The organism is Salinispora goodfellowii (assembly GCF_059570675.1).
The window spans coordinates 301,653-317,862 of sequence record NZ_JCANTD010000001.1 but is presented as its reverse complement, the minus strand read 5'-3'; the positions used below and the strand labels follow the sequence as shown (position 1 = coordinate 317,862).

Here is a 16,210-nt window from a genome sequence, read left to right as displayed (position 1 = left end):
CGCCACCCGGACACAGGGGCGGCATCGGCGGCGATGGTGCGGCGGTCGAGGTGCCTCAGCCGATGAAGCCCTCGGCCTTCATCCAGTCGGAGACGACCTGGGCCACCTGCTCGCCCTGGACGTCGATCTTCTCGTTGAGCCCGCGCAGGGTGTCGTCGTCGAGCTTGGCGATCACCGGCTCGAGGATCGTCAGGATGGCGCCGTACGACTCGGCGGTCTCGCCGTTGAGGGTGGGAGCCGGGTTGTAGATCGGGAAGAAGCTCTGGTCATCCTCCAGCACCCGCAGGTTCAGGTGGCTGATCCGGCCGTCGGTCGTGAAGACCTCGCCGAAGTTGCAGGCCTCGCCCTTCTTCGTCTCGGTGTAGACGACGCCGGTGTCGACGACCTTGACGTTGTCCGCCGGGATGTCCATCCCGTACGCCGCGGTCATTCCGGGCCAGCCGTCGTTCCGCCCGACGAACTCGGTCTCCAGGCAGAACGTCGCCTCCTGCGGGTTGTTCTTGGCGAACTCGGCCAGGTCGGAGACGGTCGTGAGGTTCCACTCCGCCGCCTTCTCCTCCCGCAGCGCGATGGCGTAGGTGTTGTTCGCGGGAGCGTACGCCCCCCAGACCACGTTGTTCTTCTCCTTGTCCTCCTTGACCACGGCCGCGTACTGCTCGGCGGAGTCCTGGATCGGGTCCGTGTGGTCGAGGTAGGTGATCCACGCCGTACCGGTGTAGTCCCAGTAGACGTCGACGTCGCCGCTGAGCAGCGCCTTGCGGACGTTGACCGAGCCCTTGATGTTGGTCTGGTCCTCGACCTCCGCGCCGGCCGCGGCCAGCGCCTGCATCGTGATGTGCCCGAAGACGATGTTCTCGGTGAAGTCCTTGGAACCGACGACGATGGTCTGTCCCTTGAGGGTGGCGTCCTCCTTGATCGATCCCTCGCCGACCGCGACGTCGGCGCCGGAGTCTTCAGTCGTCACCGAGCAGCCGGTGAGCGCGAGGGCGACCACCGCGGAGCCGGCCGCCAGGCGGGTGAGTGCAGTTCGATTTCGCATCGTTACCTTCCTTGGGGTAGTGCGAGTGTCGGGTGGTGGGTAGGTGTGCGATGACGCCGCTCAGCCGAGCCCACGGGGCCGGAGCAGGTCGGAGATCACTCCGCCCAGCCAGTCCAGCGTCAACGCCAGGGCCGCGGTCAGGACGGCTCCGGTGACGAGGACCGTTTCGCGTTGGAGCTTGATCCCGGTCACGATCAGCGAACCCAGACCCCCGGCGTTGATTAACGTGGCGAGCGTGGCCACGCCGACGGCGAGGACGAGTGCGGTCCGCACCCCGGCGAGGATCACCGGAACAGCCAACGGAAGCTCGATCCGGAGCAGGACGGCCAGTGGTGACATACCGATGCCCCGTCCCGCCTCGATCAGGTGGCGGTCCACCTGGTTGATTCCGACGATGGTGTTCTGGAGTACCGGGAGGACGGAGTAGGCGACCAGGCCGATCAACGCGGTCGAGGAGCCGATGCCGAGGAAGATGCTCAACAGGACGAGCAGCCCGATCGCGGGGGTCGCCTGGCCGATGTTGGCCAGAGCGGTGGCGAAGGGCGCCAGCCACCGCAGGGACGGACGGGTGAGCAGGATGCCCCCACCAACAGCGATCGCCACGACAAGCACAGTGGTCTGCGCGGTAAGCGTCAGATGTTCTCCGGCCGCCCGCAGTAGCTTGTCGGCCTCCAGGGCGCGCCGTTCGATGTCGTCCAGATCCTTGGCGCTGACCCAGAGGTAGGTGGCGAGCAGTGCCAACGCGAGGATCGCCGGCATCGGGGCGTGTCGCCGCAGCAGTCCGCGCCAGCGGGACGGCGGGGTGAGCACCGTCGCTGCGGCCTGGGTCTCGGCGGTGCTGCTCATCGCTGCTCCGGGGTGAGCTCGGCGGCGGGGACCGCACCCGCACGCTGGTCGGGAACCCCGGCGCCCGGCTCCTCCTGCTCTGGCGTGTGGTGGATCACCTGCATCAGGCCGTCGAGCGTCACCGTGCCGGCGTAGCGGCCGTCCTCGTCGACCACGACCGCGGCGCCGTCGCGGGAGGCGAGCATCGCGTCCAGGGCGTCGCGGAGCGTCGCCTGCGGATCAACCGTTGTCACCGTCAGGCCGGCCCCGTCGAGAGCGCCCGCACCAGCGGCCAGATCGCGGGCGTTGATCCAGCGCAGCGGCCGATTGTCGGCGTCCACGGTCAACGCCGAGGAGTCTTCGTCCTGGTCAAGCTGGCGCTTCGCGCCGTTGGTGGCCTTGTCCAGTTGGATCAGCGGGACATCCTCCCACTGGATTGCGTCGACCCGGCGCAGGTCGAGCTGCTTGAGCCGGGCGCCGCGGCCGATGAACTGGGCCACGGTGCTGTCGGCGGGGGTCGCCAGCAGGTTTTCCGGGGTGTCGAACTGCCGAATCTTGGACCTCTCACCGAGGACGGCGATCCGCGTACCCATCTTGATCGCCTCGTCGAAGTCGTGCGTGACGAAGACGATGGTTTTGCGCAGCTGTTCCTGGAGGCGGAGGAACTCGTTCTGCAACCGGTCCCGGGTCATCGGGTCGGTGGCGCCGAAGGGCTCGTCCATCAGCATCACCGGCGGATCCGCGGCGAGCGCCCGGGCCACCCCGACGCGCTGCTGCTGCCCGCCGGAGAGTTGGCGGGGCAGCCGGTTGCGGTAGATGGCCGGTTCGAGGCCGACGAGGTGGAGGAGTTCGTCAGCCCGGGCCTCGATCCGCTTGCGGTCCCAGCCGAGCATCTTCGGCACCAGCCCGACGTTGGTGGCGACGCTCATGTGCGGGAAGAGCCCCACCTGCTGAATGACGTAGCCGATCTGCCGGCGCAGGTCGTTGCCGTCCAGCGCGGTCACGTCGGTGCCGTCGATGAGAATCCGACCGCTGCTGGGCTCGATCAGCCGGTTGATCATCTTCATGGTTGTGGTCTTGCCGCAGCCGGAGGGGCCGACCAAGACGATGATCTCGCCCTGCTGGATCGTCATCGACATGTTCTCGACGACCGGGGCTTTCTGCCCTCGGTAGAACTTGTTGACCTGCTGCAGATCGATCATTACGTCGTGGCTCATTCTCGGCCTCCGAGGGAGGGGGAAGGGGCTGCTGTGGCGGGCGTGAGCGCTGGGCGGCGCGCCAGGCGGGGGCGGAACAGCTTCGGTCGTTGCCCGGCCTGGGTGAGCTTGCCCAACAGCGCGAGGGCGAAGTCGACGGTGAGGGCCAGCACAATGACGCCGACGGTTCCGACCAGAGCGGCGTTCAGGGAGTTCACGCCGCCGAGATTGGCCAGGCCATCGAAGATCTGGTGGCCCAGACCTGGGCCTTGTACATAGGCCCCGATCGCGGCGATCCCCATCGTCATCTGGGTGGACACCCGAATCCCGGTCAGGATGACCGGCCAGGCGAGCGGAATCTCCACAGTGGATAAAGATCGGAGTCGGCTCATGCCGATTCCCCGCGCGGCCTCGGTCAGGGCCGGGTCGATCTCGCTCAGGCCCACGATGGTGTTCCGAAGGATCGGCAGCAGGGCGTACATGGTGAGAGCAACCATGGTGGGCGTGTAGCCCAGCCCAAGCGGTGTGATAAGTAGGCCGAGTAGGGCGAATGACGGGATGGTGAGCATGGCCGCGGCCACAGCCGTCGCGATGGCCCGGGCACGTGGGTTGCGGTAGGTCCAGAGGGCGATCAAGACGCTGATGACCGTCGCCAGAGCGACTGACCTCAGCACAATTGATGCATGTTCGCCGGTCTGTATGAGTAGCAGTTCATGCCGACTTTGTAGATATTCGAGGAACGTCATGTGTCACCTGTCACCTCCTGCTGTGGCTTTCGTGGGCCCGGGGGTCAAGGAGCGGCTGGGTGGGCCGTGGCGAAAGCGGGTCAGCCATCAGCGAGTGGTGATCAGCCGATGGTGGCAAAGGGGGGTCCGACCAGGGGCTGAACCGCGGCTCAGGGAGCACGGGCCCGCGTCGGTTCGAAGCCGCCGTCCTCCCTCGCCTCGTCAATTTGGAGCACAATCTTAACTCAACGTCACACCAGGGACTGGACGCCCTCGTGGGCATCGAGGGTGGGATGTGGGATAGCCCGGGCGGAAGGTGTCGATGGCGCCCGTCGATCGCGCCGTCGGTTGTCGTCCCGCAGATTGGTGCCGCAGCGGGCGTTTTGCGAGGGTGAGACGTCCGCGTGGGCTGTGGTTTGGGTGGCGCCCGTGCCCGCGCCGTCCCGATTCGGTCCCGCATGGGTGTCAGAACGTTATCTTGTGTTCCTCGTCCTGTGATCTCTCTCGTATTAGCAGTTCAGGGCGCGTGCGCGTTGGCGAGGGGCCGGAAAACGCGAGGTAAGGTTGCATCCCTGCACGCATCCGGTTCGACCCCCGAACCGGTCGGGAGCGCGCGGCCGGTCGGGAGCCGGTGCGGACGCACCGGACGGACGCGACTGTGGAGTGACGTGCGCCATGCCACCAAGTCGCAGCTTCGTCCTGTCGTCATGCCCGGATTCGACGAGTTCCGCGACCAGTTGAGTGAGGTGAGTGGAAGTGACAACCCAGCGTTACGATTTTGTCATCGTTGGTGGCGGTTCTGCCGGCAGCGCGCTCGCCGACCGGCTTTCCGCCGATCCGGGCAACCGGGTTCTGGTCCTGGAGGCGGGCCGGCCCGACTACCCGTGGGACGTCTTCATCCACATGCCGGCGGCGCTGCCGTTTCCGATCGGGAGCCGGTTCTACGACTGGCAGTACAACTCGGAGCCGGAGCCGCACATGCACGGGCGGCGTATCTACCACGCCCGGGGCAAGGTGCTGGGTGGGTCGAGCAGTATCAACGGGATGATCTTCCAGCGGGGCAACCCGTTGGACTACGAGCGGTGGGGCGCCGATCCGGGCATGGAGACCTGGGACTTCGCCCACTGTCTGCCGTACTTCAACCGGATGGAATCCGCGTTGGGGGCGGATCCGGACGACCCGTTCCGTGGCCACGACGGCCCGCTGGTGCTGGAGCGCGGCTCCGCGGACAACCCGGTGATCCAGGCCATGCTCGGGGCGGCGGAGCAGGCCGGCTACCCGCGCACCACCGACGTCAACGGTGCGCAGCAGGAGGGCTTCGCCCCGTTCGACCGGAACGTGAGTCGGGGCCGGCGGTTCTCCGCGGCCCAGGCCTACCTGCGCCCGGCGATGAAGCGACCCAACCTCGAGGTGCGTACCCGCGCGTTCGTCACCCGCGTCATCTTCCAGGGCACCCGCGCCGTGGGCGTCGAATACACCCGCGGCAAGGGGACGACCCCGCACCGGGTGTACGCCAACGACGTGATCCTCAGCGGTGGCGCGATCAACACGCCGCAGTTGCTGCAGCTGTCCGGTGTGGGTAACGCCGACGAACTGGCCGGCCTGGGCATCGACACCGTCGCGAACCTGCCCGGGGTGGGCGAGAACCTGCAGGACCACCTGGAGGTCTACATCCAGCACGCCTGCACCCAGCCAGTGACGATCCAGCCCTACCTGAACTGGCGGTACGCGCCGTGGATCGGCGCGAAGTGGCTGTTTGGACGGACGGGCCTGGGCGCCACCAACCACTTCGAGGCGGGCGGCTTCGTCCGGAGTAACGACACCGTCGACTACCCGAACCTCATGTTCCACTTCCTGCCGATCGCGGTCCGCTACGACGGCTCTTCCCCCGCCGGGGACCACGGCTACCAGGTGCACATCGGGCCGATGTACTCCGACGCCCGCGGTACGGTCAAGATCGTAAATCGGGATCCCCGGGTGCATCCGGCCCTACGGTTCAACTACCTCTCCACCGAGCAGGATCGGCGGGAGTGGGTGGAGGCGGTCCGGGTGACCCGCGACATCCTCGGCCAGCCGGCGTTGGCGCCGTTCAGCGGTGGTGAGATCTCCCCCGGGCCCGAGGTCCAGACCGACGAGGAGATCCTCGACTGGGTCGCCCGCGAGGGCGAGACCGCGCTGCACCCGTCCTGCACGGCCAAGATGGGGACCGATGACATGTCTGTGGTGAACCCCACCGACATGTCGGTGCACGGGGTGACCGGGCTGCGGGTGGTGGACGCGTCGGTGATGCCCTACGTCACCAACGGGAACATCTACGCCCCGGTGATGATGGTCGCCGAGAAGGCGGCGGACCTCATCCTGGGCAACACGCCGCTGGCGCCGTCGCCGCTCGACTACTACCGGCACGACCGCGGTTCGTCGGCGGTGGCATGATGCCGGGTCGCGAAGACAGAGCTGGGCCAGGGAACCACTCGACGAGTGCATCGGGGAGTTGCGCGTGAAGGACCTCTACATCGATGGCGAGTGGCGGGAGTCGGTGGCCGGCGGGCACCGGGAGATCCGCTGCCCGGCCGACGGCACCCCGGTGGTCACCGTCGCCGAGGGGACCCGGGACGACACGATCGCGGCGATCCGCGCGGCCCGGAAGGCGTTCGACGAGGGGCCGTGGCCGTGGCCGAAGACCCCGGCCGGCGAACGCGGTGCGCTGCTGCACCGGGTCGCCGACCTCCTCCAGCGGGACAAGCAGGAGTTCGCCCGCGCGGAGTCGCTCGACACCGGTAAACGGCTGGTGGAGAGCGAGTACGACATCGACGACGTGACCGCCTGCTTCCGGTACTACGCGGGCCTCGCCGACACCGACGGCGGACGCGTCGTGGACACCGGGCGCAGCGACGCGATCAGTCGGGTCGAGTACGAGCCGATCGGTGTGTGCGGGCTGATCACGCCCTGGAACTACCCGTTGCTGCAGACCTCGTGGAAGGTCGCCCCGGCGCTCGCCGCCGGGAACACCTTCGTCCTCAAGCCCAGCGAGCTGACCCCCTCGACCGCGATCCTGCTGATCCGGCTGCTGGACGAGGCCGGGCTGCCACCGGGTGTGGCCAACCTGGTCCTCGGCGCCGGTGCCGAGGTCGGCGCGCCGCTCGCCGAGCATCCGGACGTGGACCTGGTCTCGTTCACCGGGGGCCTGCAGACCGGGCGTGGCCTGATGGCGGCAGCGGCGGCGACGGTGAAGCGGGTGACGCTCGAACTCGGCGGCAAGAACCCGAACGTCGTCTTCGCCGACGCCGACTTCGACGCCGCCGTGGACTTCGCGCTCACCGCGGTGTTCCTGCACTCGGGCCAGGTCTGCTCGGCCGGGACCCGGCTCGTGGTCGAGGAGTCCATCCACGACGCCTTCGTGGACGCGGTCGTGGATCGCGCCCGTCGGATCCGGCTCGGTGGGCCCTTCGACACCGAGGCGGAGACCGGCCCACTGATCTCCGCCGGCCACCTGTCCAAGGTGGAGTCATATGTCGCGGCCGGAATCGCCGAGGGTGCGGTGTTGCGCTGCGGCGGCCGTCGCCCCGACGAGGACCGTCTCGCCAACGGCTTCTACTACCTACCGACGGTGCTTGACGGCTGTCGTGGGGACATGTCGGTGGTCCGCGAGGAGTCCTTCGGCCCGGTCCTCACCGTCGAGACCTTCACCGACGAGGACGAGGCGGTGCGCATCGCCAACGACACCCACTACGGTCTCGCCGGCGCGGTCTGGACCAGCGACGCCAGCCGGGCCCAGCGCGTCGCGCAGCGGCTGCGGCACGGCACCGTCTGGATCAACGACTACCACCCGTACGTACCCAAGGCGGAGTGGGGCGGCTTCCGGCAGTCCGGCAACGGCCGCGAGCTGGGCCCGACCGGGCTCAACGAGTACCGGGAAATGAAGCACATCTGGCAGAACACCGATCCCCGCCCGCAGCACTGGTTCCGCGGCTAGCGCCCCCACGCCGTCCCGTAACCGTCGCCCGAGGAAAGAGACGAGTCAGCCATGTCTGTCCCCACCGACTATCACCGCCGTCCCGGCGGGCCCATCCCCGCGTGCGTACCCCGGTGCTGCACGGGCGTGCCGAGGTCGCGGAGTAACGACCGGGCGGGGTGGGTCGCATGAGCACGGATACGGCGGTTGAGCCGCGCGGGCAGGTCGTTGAGGCCCAGACTCCGGTGATCTCGGTCCGGAACCTGTGGAAGGTGTTCGGCCCGAACGCGGAGCGGGTGCCCGGCTCGGCCGAGCTCGCGGGGCTGTCCCGGCGGGAGCTACGGGAGCGGGCCCGGTGTACCGCCGCGGTACGGGAGGTGTCGTTCGACGTCGCGCCCGGTGAGGTCTTCGTCGTGATGGGGCTCTCCGGCTCCGGCAAGTCCACGCTGGTGCGCTGTCTGACCCGGCTGATCGAGCCGACCGCGGGGGAGGTGGTCTTCGAGGGCGAGGACATCCTGCGTGCCGACAAGAGGCGGCTGCGGGAGCTCCGTCGCCGTAAGTTCTCGATGGTCTTCCAGCACTTCGGTCTCCTGCCGTACCGAACGGTGGTCGACAACGTCGGGTATGGCCTGGAGATCCGGGGTGCCGGTCGCGCCGAGCGGATCCGCCGGGCGAACGAGGTCATCGAGCTGGTGGGCCTCGACGGCTACGAGCACTCGTACCCGGACCAGCTCTCCGGCGGTATGCAGCAGCGCGTCGGGTTGGCGCGGGCGTTGGCCGGTGACCCGGACGTGCTCTTCTTCGACGAGCCGTTCTCCGCGCTGGACCCGCTGATCCGCCGCGACATGCAGAACGAGGTCATCCGGCTGCACCGCCAGGTCGGCAAGACGATGGTCTTCATCACGCACGACCTCTCCGAGGCGCTCAAGCTCGGCGACCGGATCCTGCTCATGCGCGACGGCAACGTGGTGCAGGCCGGGACCGGGGACGAGCTGGTTGGGGCGCCGGCCGACGACTACGTGCGGGACTTCGTCCAGGACGTGCCCCGCGCTGACGTCCTCACCCTGCGATGGATCATGCGTCCGTCCCGGGACGCCGACCAGCTGGACGGCCCCGAGCTGGGTCCGGGTGTGATCGTGCGGGACGCGGTCCGCACGGTGCTCGCCGCCGACCGGCCGGTGCGGGTCGTCGAGAACGGGGAACTGCTGGGCGTGGTCGGCCATGCGGAGATCCTTGACATTGTCGCCGGCAATCGGGCGGGCGCCTAATGGCCACGACGACCATGACCGGCTCGTCGACGCGGACCACCCCACGTCGACGAATCACCAAGCCGCTCGCGGTGGTGGGTCTGCTCGCGTTCTGGCTCGTCGCCTGGACCCTCCTGCGTGGCCAGGACATGTTGGAGCTGCCCCGGGCCACGCTGACCGAACTGCACCACTGGCTCAACGACGTCAACGACTCGGTGGGCGCCAGCCGGAACAGCAACCCGATCTTCCTGTACTTCTTCAACGAGATTCGCGCGGTGATGGACGCGCTGGTGACCTTCGTCCAGGGGCTCATCGCGCAACCGGCGTACGGGCGGCCGGTGCCGGTGCTCGGGTGGCTGGGTGTGGTCGCGCTCGTCTCCTACGCCTCCTGGGCGTTCGCCAACTGGCGGGTGGCGCTGCTCGCCGCGGGCGGGTTCACTCTCTTCGGGCTGCAGGGGTTGTGGCAGGAGAGCATGGACACGCTGGCGCTGACGTTGGTAGCGGTCTTCGTGTCGCTGTTGTTCGGCATTCCGCTGGGCATTCTGGCCGGGGTGTCGGATCGGTTCCACCGGTTGATCACTCCGGTGTTGGACCTCATGCAGACGATGCCCACCTTCGTCTACCTCGCGCCGCTGACCCTGGTCTTCCTGATCGGCCCGGCCTCCGCGACGATCGCGACTCTGATCTACGCCATGCCGCCGGCGATCCGGATCACCGCGCACGGGATCCGTTCCGTGCCCGGACCGCCGGTGGAAGCCACCGACTCGTTCGGAGCGACCCGGCGGCAGCGGTTGACCAAGGCGCTGCTGCCGCTGTCGAAGCGGACGATCGTGCTCGGCGTCAATCAGACGATCATGGCGGCGCTGGCGATGGTGACCGTCGCGGCCCTGATCGACGCTCCTGGCCTCGGTAAGACGGTGATCAAGGCTCTGCAGACCACTGACGTCGGTACCGCGTTCAACGCCGGTGTCGCGATCGTGGTGATGGCCATCGTCCTGGACCGGGTCACCACGGCGGCCAGCGTCCGCGCCGAGCAGGGGGGCGGCGAACCCAATCCCCGGGTCCGCCGGCTGCTCCTGGCCGGGTTCGGGCTGGTGGCGGCGGTCTGCTCGTACCTGTCCTACACCTACCTGTGGGCCTCCGAGTTCCCCGATGGCGGCCAGCTCGGCGAGTACCTGTCGCAGGGGGCCACCACGGTGACGACGTGGGCGCAGCACCACCTCGCGGACGTGACCGCGGCGGTGAAGGACGGCGTGACCATCGCGTTGCTCAACCCGCTGGAGGCGTTGCTGGCGGAGTCGCCCTGGTGGCTGATGGGTGCGGTGATCGTGCTGCTCGCCGCGCTGATCGGTAACCTGCGTGCCGCCGCCGTCGCCGCGGTCTGTGTGGGGCTGCTGGTCGGCAGTGGGCTCTGGAACGCCAGCATGATCACTCTGGCCATGACGCTCGTGGCCACGCTGTTGGTGGTAGCGCTGGGAGTGTTCATCGGCGTGTGGATGGGTCGGAGTAGCCGGGCCGATCGGGTCATCCGGCCGGTCCTGGACGCCGGGCAGACCATGCCGGCCTTCGTCTATCTGATCCCGGTCGTCGCGCTCTTCTCGGTGAGCCGCTTCAGCGCGATCGTCGCCGGTGTCGTCTACGCCGCGCCGGTCGCCATCAAGATCGTTGCGGACGGGGTGCGCGCCATTCCGGAGTCGACGGTGGAGGCGGCTACCGCCGCGGGCTCCAATACCTGGCAGACCATCACGAAGGTCCAGCTGCCGATGGCGCGGCAGTCGTTGCTGCTCGCCACCAACCAGGGGCTTATCTACGTGCTGTCGATGGTGGTCATTGGTGGCCTCGTCGGGGCCGGTGCGCTCGGCTACGAGGTCGTCGCTGGTTTCTCGCAGGGGCAGCTTTACGGCAAGGGCCTGGCGGCGGGCGCCGCGATCGTCGTACTCGGGATCATGCTTGACCGGATCGCGCGGGCTGCCGCGCAGCGGTCGGACCGTGCTCCCAGCGCCAACCAGACGTGACTCATCCGCGGTTCTGGTGTGCCGGAACCGCGGAATCGGAGTTGACCGATGAACAACACCTTTGGAGGGTGACGGTAAATGAGATCCATTGTCAATAAGAGGGTCCTGGCGGGCGTCTCGCTCTCCACGGTGGCGGCGCTCGCGCTCACCGCGTGTGGTGGGTCCAAGATCGAGTCGACGGATGCCGCCGACTCGGGCGACTGTGGCACCTTCACCATCGCGATCAACCCCTGGGTCGGGTACGAGGCCAACGCGGCCGTCATCGCCCACGTCGCCGAGACCGAACTCGGCTGCAAGGTCGTCAAGAAGGACCTCAAGGAGGAGATCGCCTGGCAGGGCTTCGGCACCGGCCAGGTGGACGCGATCGTGGAGAACTGGGGCCACGACGACCTCAAGAAGAAGTACATCGAGGACCAGAAGACCGCGGTGAACGCCGGTTCGACCGGTGTCGAGGGGGTCATCGGCTGGTACGTGCCGCCATGGATGGCCGAGGAGTACCCCGACATCACCGACTGGAACAACCTGAACGAGTACGCCTCCCTCTTCGAGACCACGGAGTCCGGCGGCAAGGGTCAGCTGCTCGACGGTGACCCGTCCTTCGTCACCAACGACGAAGCCCTGGTCAAGAACCTGGGGCTGGACTACAAGGTGGTCTACGCGGGCAGCGAGCCGGCCCTGATCCAGGCGTTCCGTCAGGCCGAGGAGAAGAAGGAGCCGGTGCTCGGCTACTTCTACGACCCGCAGTGGTTCCTCTCCGAGGTCGAACTGGTGAAGGTGGACCTGCCCGAGTACCAGGAGGGCTGCGACGCCGACCCGGAGAAGGTCGCCTGCGACTACCCGGTGTACGACCTCGACAAGATCGTGAGCAAGTCGTTCGCCGACGCCAACGGACCCGCCTACCAGCTGGTCGACAACTTCAACTGGAGCAACGAGGACCAGAACCTGGTGGCCCGGTACATCGCCCAGGACAACATGTCGCCGGAGGAGGCGGCTGAGAAGTGGGTCGAGGCCAACCAGGACAAGGTTGCGGCCTGGCTGCCGCAGAGCTGACACCTCGCTCGTAAGACCTGTGCGGTGGCGCCGGTACACACCGGTGCCACCGCACAGCTGTTTCTCGACCTGCTGCCGCTGGGCAGCTCTCCCGGGATCGCCGTCCGTCGGCACGGATTCGCGGGACTACGGAAGGGCCACGGTGTCGCTACGCTACGGCGTGACCGTTGGCGTAGCTGACAACCGGGGGTAGACGTGTCGCAGAATCAGGCCGAGCAGCAGATCGTCGAGCAGCGGATCGCCGAGCAGCGGCCCGGCCCGCGGTGGACCGGAGCCGTCCCCTCCACGTTGGATGTGTCGGTGCCGCACTCGGCACGGGTGTGGAACTACTGGTTGGGCGGGAAGGACAACTTCGCGTCCGACCGGGCGGCCGGCGACCAGGTTCGAGAGATCTTCCCGGAGATCGTCGAGGCCGCTCGCTACTCCCGGGCGTTCCTGCGCCAGGCGGTGACCTATCTTGCCGCCGAGGCGGGGATCCGTCAGTTCCTCGATGTCGGCACCGGCCTGCCGACCGCCGACAATACCCACCAGGTCGCTCAGCGGATCGCACCGCAGGCCCGCGTCGTCTACGTCGACAACGACCCGATGGTTCTCGCACACGCCCGGGTGCTGCTGACCAGCGACCCGGCGGGCGCCACCCACTACCTAAATGCCGACCTGCACGATTCCGAGCGGGTCATCCGGGAGGCCCGGGCGACGCTGGACTTCAGCGAGCCGGTCGGCTTGATGATGCTGGGGGTCATGGGCCACGTCGGGGATCCCGCCCAGGCGCGGGACGCCGTACGCGCTCTGCTCTCGTCGCTGCCGGTGGGCAGCTTCCTGGCGATGTCCGACGGCACGGCCACCAGTGAGCGGGTGATCGAGTCCCATCGGCAGTACAACGAGAGCGGTGCGGCGCCGTACCACCTGCGCGAGGTCGCCGACTTCACCGCCTTCTTCGACGGCCTTGATCTGGTCGAGCCGGGTGTCGTACCGCTGGGGCGCTGGCGGCCGGAGGACGGCTCGCCGAAGGTCGTGGACGGCTACTGCGGGGTTGCCCGCAAGCCCTGACCAGCAGCGCCACCGCCTCCGAACGGGCTGGTTCCGTCCGGTCCGACCCGCCCCCGGGTCAGTGGTGGGCCTGGTGTTGGTCGAGCTGGTGGCGCAGGGCGCCGGCGAAGCCCTCCGCGGTGCGGAGCTGCTCGCGTAGCGTCTCCACCCGGGTGGCAGCGACGGTGTGGAAGAGGCCGAGCCGGTCGAGCAGGGCGGGCCGGTCAGCGGCACCGGCCGTGACCAGGGCGTCCAGGACGGCGAGCAGGGCCCGCATCTCGTCGAGGCTGAACCCGAGCGGTTTCATCCGCTTGACCACCGCGAGACGCTCCAGGTCGGCGTCGGTGTAGAGGCGGAAGCCGCCCTCGCTGCGTGCCGACGGGATGATCAATCCGGCGTCCTCGTAGTGCCGGATGGTGCGGATGCTCAGGCCGACCCGCTCGGCCACCGCGCCGATTCGCATCAGCGGACCGGCGCCGGCCGGGCGCCCGGCGGCCCTGGGTGCGGGACCACCGGGCACCGAGCCGGACATCAGTGGCCTCCGCCGAGGTTGCCGGCCAGGTTGCCGTGGATGGCGGCACTGGGCTGATTCAGCTCGATGATCTCCACGGTCTTGCCGCGAGCCGCGTACTTCGTGGTGATCGCGTCCAGCGCCGCGACCGACGAGGCGTCCCAGACGTGGGCGTGGGTCATGTCGATGACCACGTGCTGCGGGTCGTTGGCGTAGTCGAACTGGTAGACCAGATCGTTGCTGGCGGCGAAGAACAACTCGCCGTGCACCGAGTAGATGCGGCTCCCGCCGTCGGGGTCCAGCACGCTGGTGACCTCCACCAGGTGTGCGACCCGGTTGGCGAAGATCACCATGGCGGTGAGGACGCCGATGACCACGCCGATGGCCAGGTTGTGGGTGACCAGGGTCGTGGCGACGGTGGTGACCATGACCAGCGTCTCGCCCCAGGGCATCCGCTTCAGCGTGGCCGGGGCCACCGAGTGCCAGTCGAACGTCGAGACCGAGACAATGATCATTACGGCGACCAGGCCCGCCATCGGGATCGCGGCGACCACGTCACCCAGGCTGACCACCAGGATGAGTAGGAACACGCCGGAGAGGAAGGTCGACAGCCGGGTCCGCGCGCCGGACGCCTTGACGTTGATCATCGTTTGGCCGATCATCGCGCAGCCACCCATGCCGCCGAAGAATCCGGTGACGATGTTGGCGACGCCCTGACCCCAGGACTCGCGGGTCTTGTTGGAGTGGGTGTCGGTGATGTCGTCCACCAGCTTGGCGGTCATCAGCGACTCCATCAGTCCGACCAGCGCGACGCCGAGGGCGTACGGAGCGATCAGGGCCAGGGTGTCGGCGGTCCACGGGATCTGCGGCAGCCCGAGGGTGGGCAGGCTGTTGGGCAGCTCACCCTGGTCGCCGACGGTCGGTACGGCAATGCCAGCGGTGACGGTGATCCCGGTCAGGACAATGATCGTCACCAGCGGGGCGGGTACGGCCCGAGTGATTCGGGGTAGCCCGATCATGATCGCCAGGGCCAGGCCGACCAGCGGGTAGACCAGCCACGGCACCCCGAGCAGGTACGGCACCTGGGCGGAGAAAATGAGGATGGCCAGCGCGTTGACGAAGCCGACCATCACGCTGCGGGGAATGAACCGCATCAGTTTCGCGACCCCGAGTAGGGCCAGTAGCACCTGGAAGACGCCGCCGAGGATGACCGCGGCAATCAGGTAGTCCAGTCCGTGTTCCTTCGCCAGCGGTGCCACGACCAGAGCGATCGCCCCGGTCGCCGCGGAGATCATCGCCGGTCGGCCGCCGCAGATCGCGATGACGACCGCCATGGTGAAGGAGGCGAACAGCCCGACGCGGGGGTCCACCCCGGCCAGGATCGAGAAGCTGATCGCCTCGGGAACCAGCGCCAGGGCGACGACCAGACCGGCGAGCACCTCGGTACGAAGAACCCTCGGCGTCAGCCAGGACGGGCGGGACAGGCGCGGCCGGGGGACCGCGGGCAGCTCAGAAGACATACGGCCGTTTCCACTCGGGTGTGCATGGGGCGCACACAGATCGGCACGTCCTACTCGGGACGTGCCGAATTTCGTACAAAACAGTCTGGGTTGGGAAACCCGGGGCTGATCCGGCGACCTTGCCCGGGAGGGACCGTGCGGGGCCAGCAGCCGCACCTCGACGACCGGGACGGAACTCTACCCTTCGGTGAGGGGAGAGTTGGCCTCTCGTGATGGGCATCACCTGGGTGGCTGCCGGGTGATGCCTGGCTCGCGTTGGTGCGCTACGCCCGGCGGGCGGCAGCCTCGCTGTCCAGGGCGCGGCGACACGCCCGGGCCAGCCGCCGGTGCCGGGTCAGCCGCTGCCACACCCCGGGCGGTGGTGCCAGCGGGGCGCGGTCGGGCGCCTCCGCGACGGCCAGCCTGTCGCCGGTGAGCCGGCCGCGGGTCAGCCACGGTGTCCACCGCTCCAGATCCGGGCGGGAGAAGTCGTGCTCGAGCAGGACCGCCGCTCCCGTCGGCAGCGGCCCGCCGGCGATACTCGCCACCCGGATGCCGGGTTCGCCCCCGCTGAGTCGGCGCACGGTCTCCGCCGCCAGCCCCCGGTCTGCGGTGCCGACGACGAGCACCTCGCCGTGCCCCTCGCGGCGGACTCCCACCGGGGCGCTCGCCGTGACCTCCAGCGTCACGATCAGCCGGGGCAGGTACCACCAGTGCTCGCGGCGCAGCAGCGGTGAGTCGAGGAGCGCCCGGGCCGGCGGGTACTTGCGCAGTTCCTGCTGGAGTAGCCGGTCGGCGAAGAACGTGCCGTTCGGGTCCTCGATCAGCCGGGTTCGGCCGTGCAGCACCGCCGGCTGCCAACCCCGGCCGGTGAGTCGGTCGTCCGAGATCACCAGCGCGGCGTGGGGGGCGGTGGCCAGCCGGTGGGCCAGCGCCACCTCGGCATAGGGGAATGCGATCGCCGGCTCGTTGTCCAGTAGCAGCGGGGTGACGGGTCGGGCGTGCGGACGGCCGGCGCGGTCGAGCCAGGCGAGTTCCCCCACGGTGGCCGCCCGGATCGCGCGCTGGGTCACTGCGTCGATGTCCATGGCAGTCAGTGTCGTCGATTGACTGGGGATTGTG

General features: G+C 68.6%; 13 protein-coding genes. 6 read left to right on the top strand and 7 right to left on the bottom strand.

Features of this window, described 5'->3' with window-relative positions; all coding sequences use genetic code 11:
• Positions 1–55: 55 nt before the first annotated feature.
• The 4 genes from T398_RS01490 to T398_RS01475 are packed head-to-tail and all read right to left on the bottom strand — an operon-like array spanning position 56 to position 3,806.
• Complete coding sequence (locus T398_RS01490) at positions 56–1,039, bottom strand: glycine betaine ABC transporter substrate-binding protein (protein ID WP_496443727.1); 984 nt, start codon at positions 1,037–1,039, stop codon at positions 56–58.
• A 60-nt stretch (positions 1,040–1,099) separates the two neighbouring features.
• Positions 1,100–1,885, bottom strand: coding sequence for an ABC transporter permease (locus tag T398_RS01485; RefSeq protein WP_496443725.1), 786 nt, complete (start codon positions 1,883–1,885; stop codon positions 1,100–1,102).
• On the bottom strand, positions 1,882–3,081 hold the full coding sequence (locus T398_RS01480) for a betaine/proline/choline family ABC transporter ATP-binding protein (protein WP_496443723.1): 1,200 nt from the start codon (positions 3,079–3,081) through the stop codon (positions 1,882–1,884). Before T398_RS01480 ends, T398_RS01485 begins: the two co-directional genes overlap by 4 nt.
• Positions 3,078–3,806, bottom strand: coding sequence for an ABC transporter permease (locus tag T398_RS01475; protein ID WP_496443721.1), 729 nt, complete (start codon positions 3,804–3,806; stop codon positions 3,078–3,080). Before T398_RS01475 ends, T398_RS01480 begins: the two co-directional genes overlap by 4 nt.
• Positions 3,807–4,541: 735 nt before the next feature.
• Between T398_RS01475 and betA the strand changes: the two genes are divergently transcribed.
• The 6 genes from betA to T398_RS01445 all read left to right on the top strand — a co-directional run bounded on the left by betA (position 4,542) and on the right by T398_RS01445 (position 13,099).
• Positions 4,542–6,218, top strand: a complete 1,677-nt coding sequence (gene betA, locus T398_RS01470) for a choline dehydrogenase (RefSeq protein ID WP_496443719.1) — start codon at positions 4,542–4,544, stop codon at positions 6,216–6,218.
• 64 nt (positions 6,219–6,282) lie between these two features.
• Positions 6,283–7,758: an aldehyde dehydrogenase family protein gene (locus T398_RS01465; protein ID WP_496443717.1), complete on the top strand. Its 1,476-nt coding sequence runs from the start codon at positions 6,283–6,285 to the stop codon at positions 7,756–7,758.
• A 167-nt stretch (positions 7,759–7,925) separates the two neighbouring features.
• Positions 7,926–9,005 carry a quaternary amine ABC transporter ATP-binding protein gene (locus T398_RS01460; RefSeq protein WP_496443715.1) on the top strand — a complete coding sequence of 360 codons (1,080 nt, stop codon included), beginning with the start codon at positions 7,926–7,928 and terminating at the stop codon, positions 9,003–9,005.
• On the top strand, positions 9,005–10,999 hold the full coding sequence (locus T398_RS01455) for an ABC transporter permease (protein WP_496443713.1): 1,995 nt from the start codon (positions 9,005–9,007) through the stop codon (positions 10,997–10,999). The genes T398_RS01460 and T398_RS01455 overlap by 1 nt, the downstream gene beginning before the upstream one ends.
• Positions 11,000–11,077: 78 nt before the next feature.
• On the top strand, positions 11,078–12,049 hold the full coding sequence (locus tag T398_RS01450; RefSeq protein ID WP_496443711.1) for an ABC transporter substrate-binding protein: 972 nt from the start codon (positions 11,078–11,080) through the stop codon (positions 12,047–12,049).
• A gap of 195 nt (positions 12,050–12,244) precedes the next feature.
• Complete coding sequence (locus T398_RS01445; RefSeq protein WP_496443709.1) at positions 12,245–13,099, top strand: SAM-dependent methyltransferase; 855 nt, start codon at positions 12,245–12,247, stop codon at positions 13,097–13,099.
• A 58-nt stretch (positions 13,100–13,157) separates the two neighbouring features.
• Here the strand turns inward: T398_RS01445 and T398_RS01440 are convergent, their stop codons facing one another.
• From T398_RS01440 to T398_RS01430, 3 genes are all read right to left on the bottom strand, one after another.
• Positions 13,158–13,610 carry a MerR family transcriptional regulator gene (locus T398_RS01440; RefSeq protein WP_496443707.1) on the bottom strand — a complete coding sequence of 151 codons (453 nt, stop codon included), beginning with the start codon at positions 13,608–13,610 and terminating at the stop codon, positions 13,158–13,160.
• Entirely contained in the window at positions 13,610–15,109 is a 1,500-nt protein-coding gene (locus T398_RS01435; protein WP_496443705.1) for a SulP family inorganic anion transporter, read from the bottom strand. The genes T398_RS01440 and T398_RS01435 overlap by 1 nt, the downstream gene beginning before the upstream one ends.
• A gap of 263 nt (positions 15,110–15,372) precedes the next feature.
• A complete protein-coding gene (locus tag T398_RS01430) occupies positions 15,373–16,176 on the bottom strand; it encodes a pyridoxamine 5'-phosphate oxidase family protein (protein WP_496443702.1) in 804 nt (267 codons plus the stop codon).
• Between the last annotated feature and the right edge of the window lie 34 nt (positions 16,177–16,210).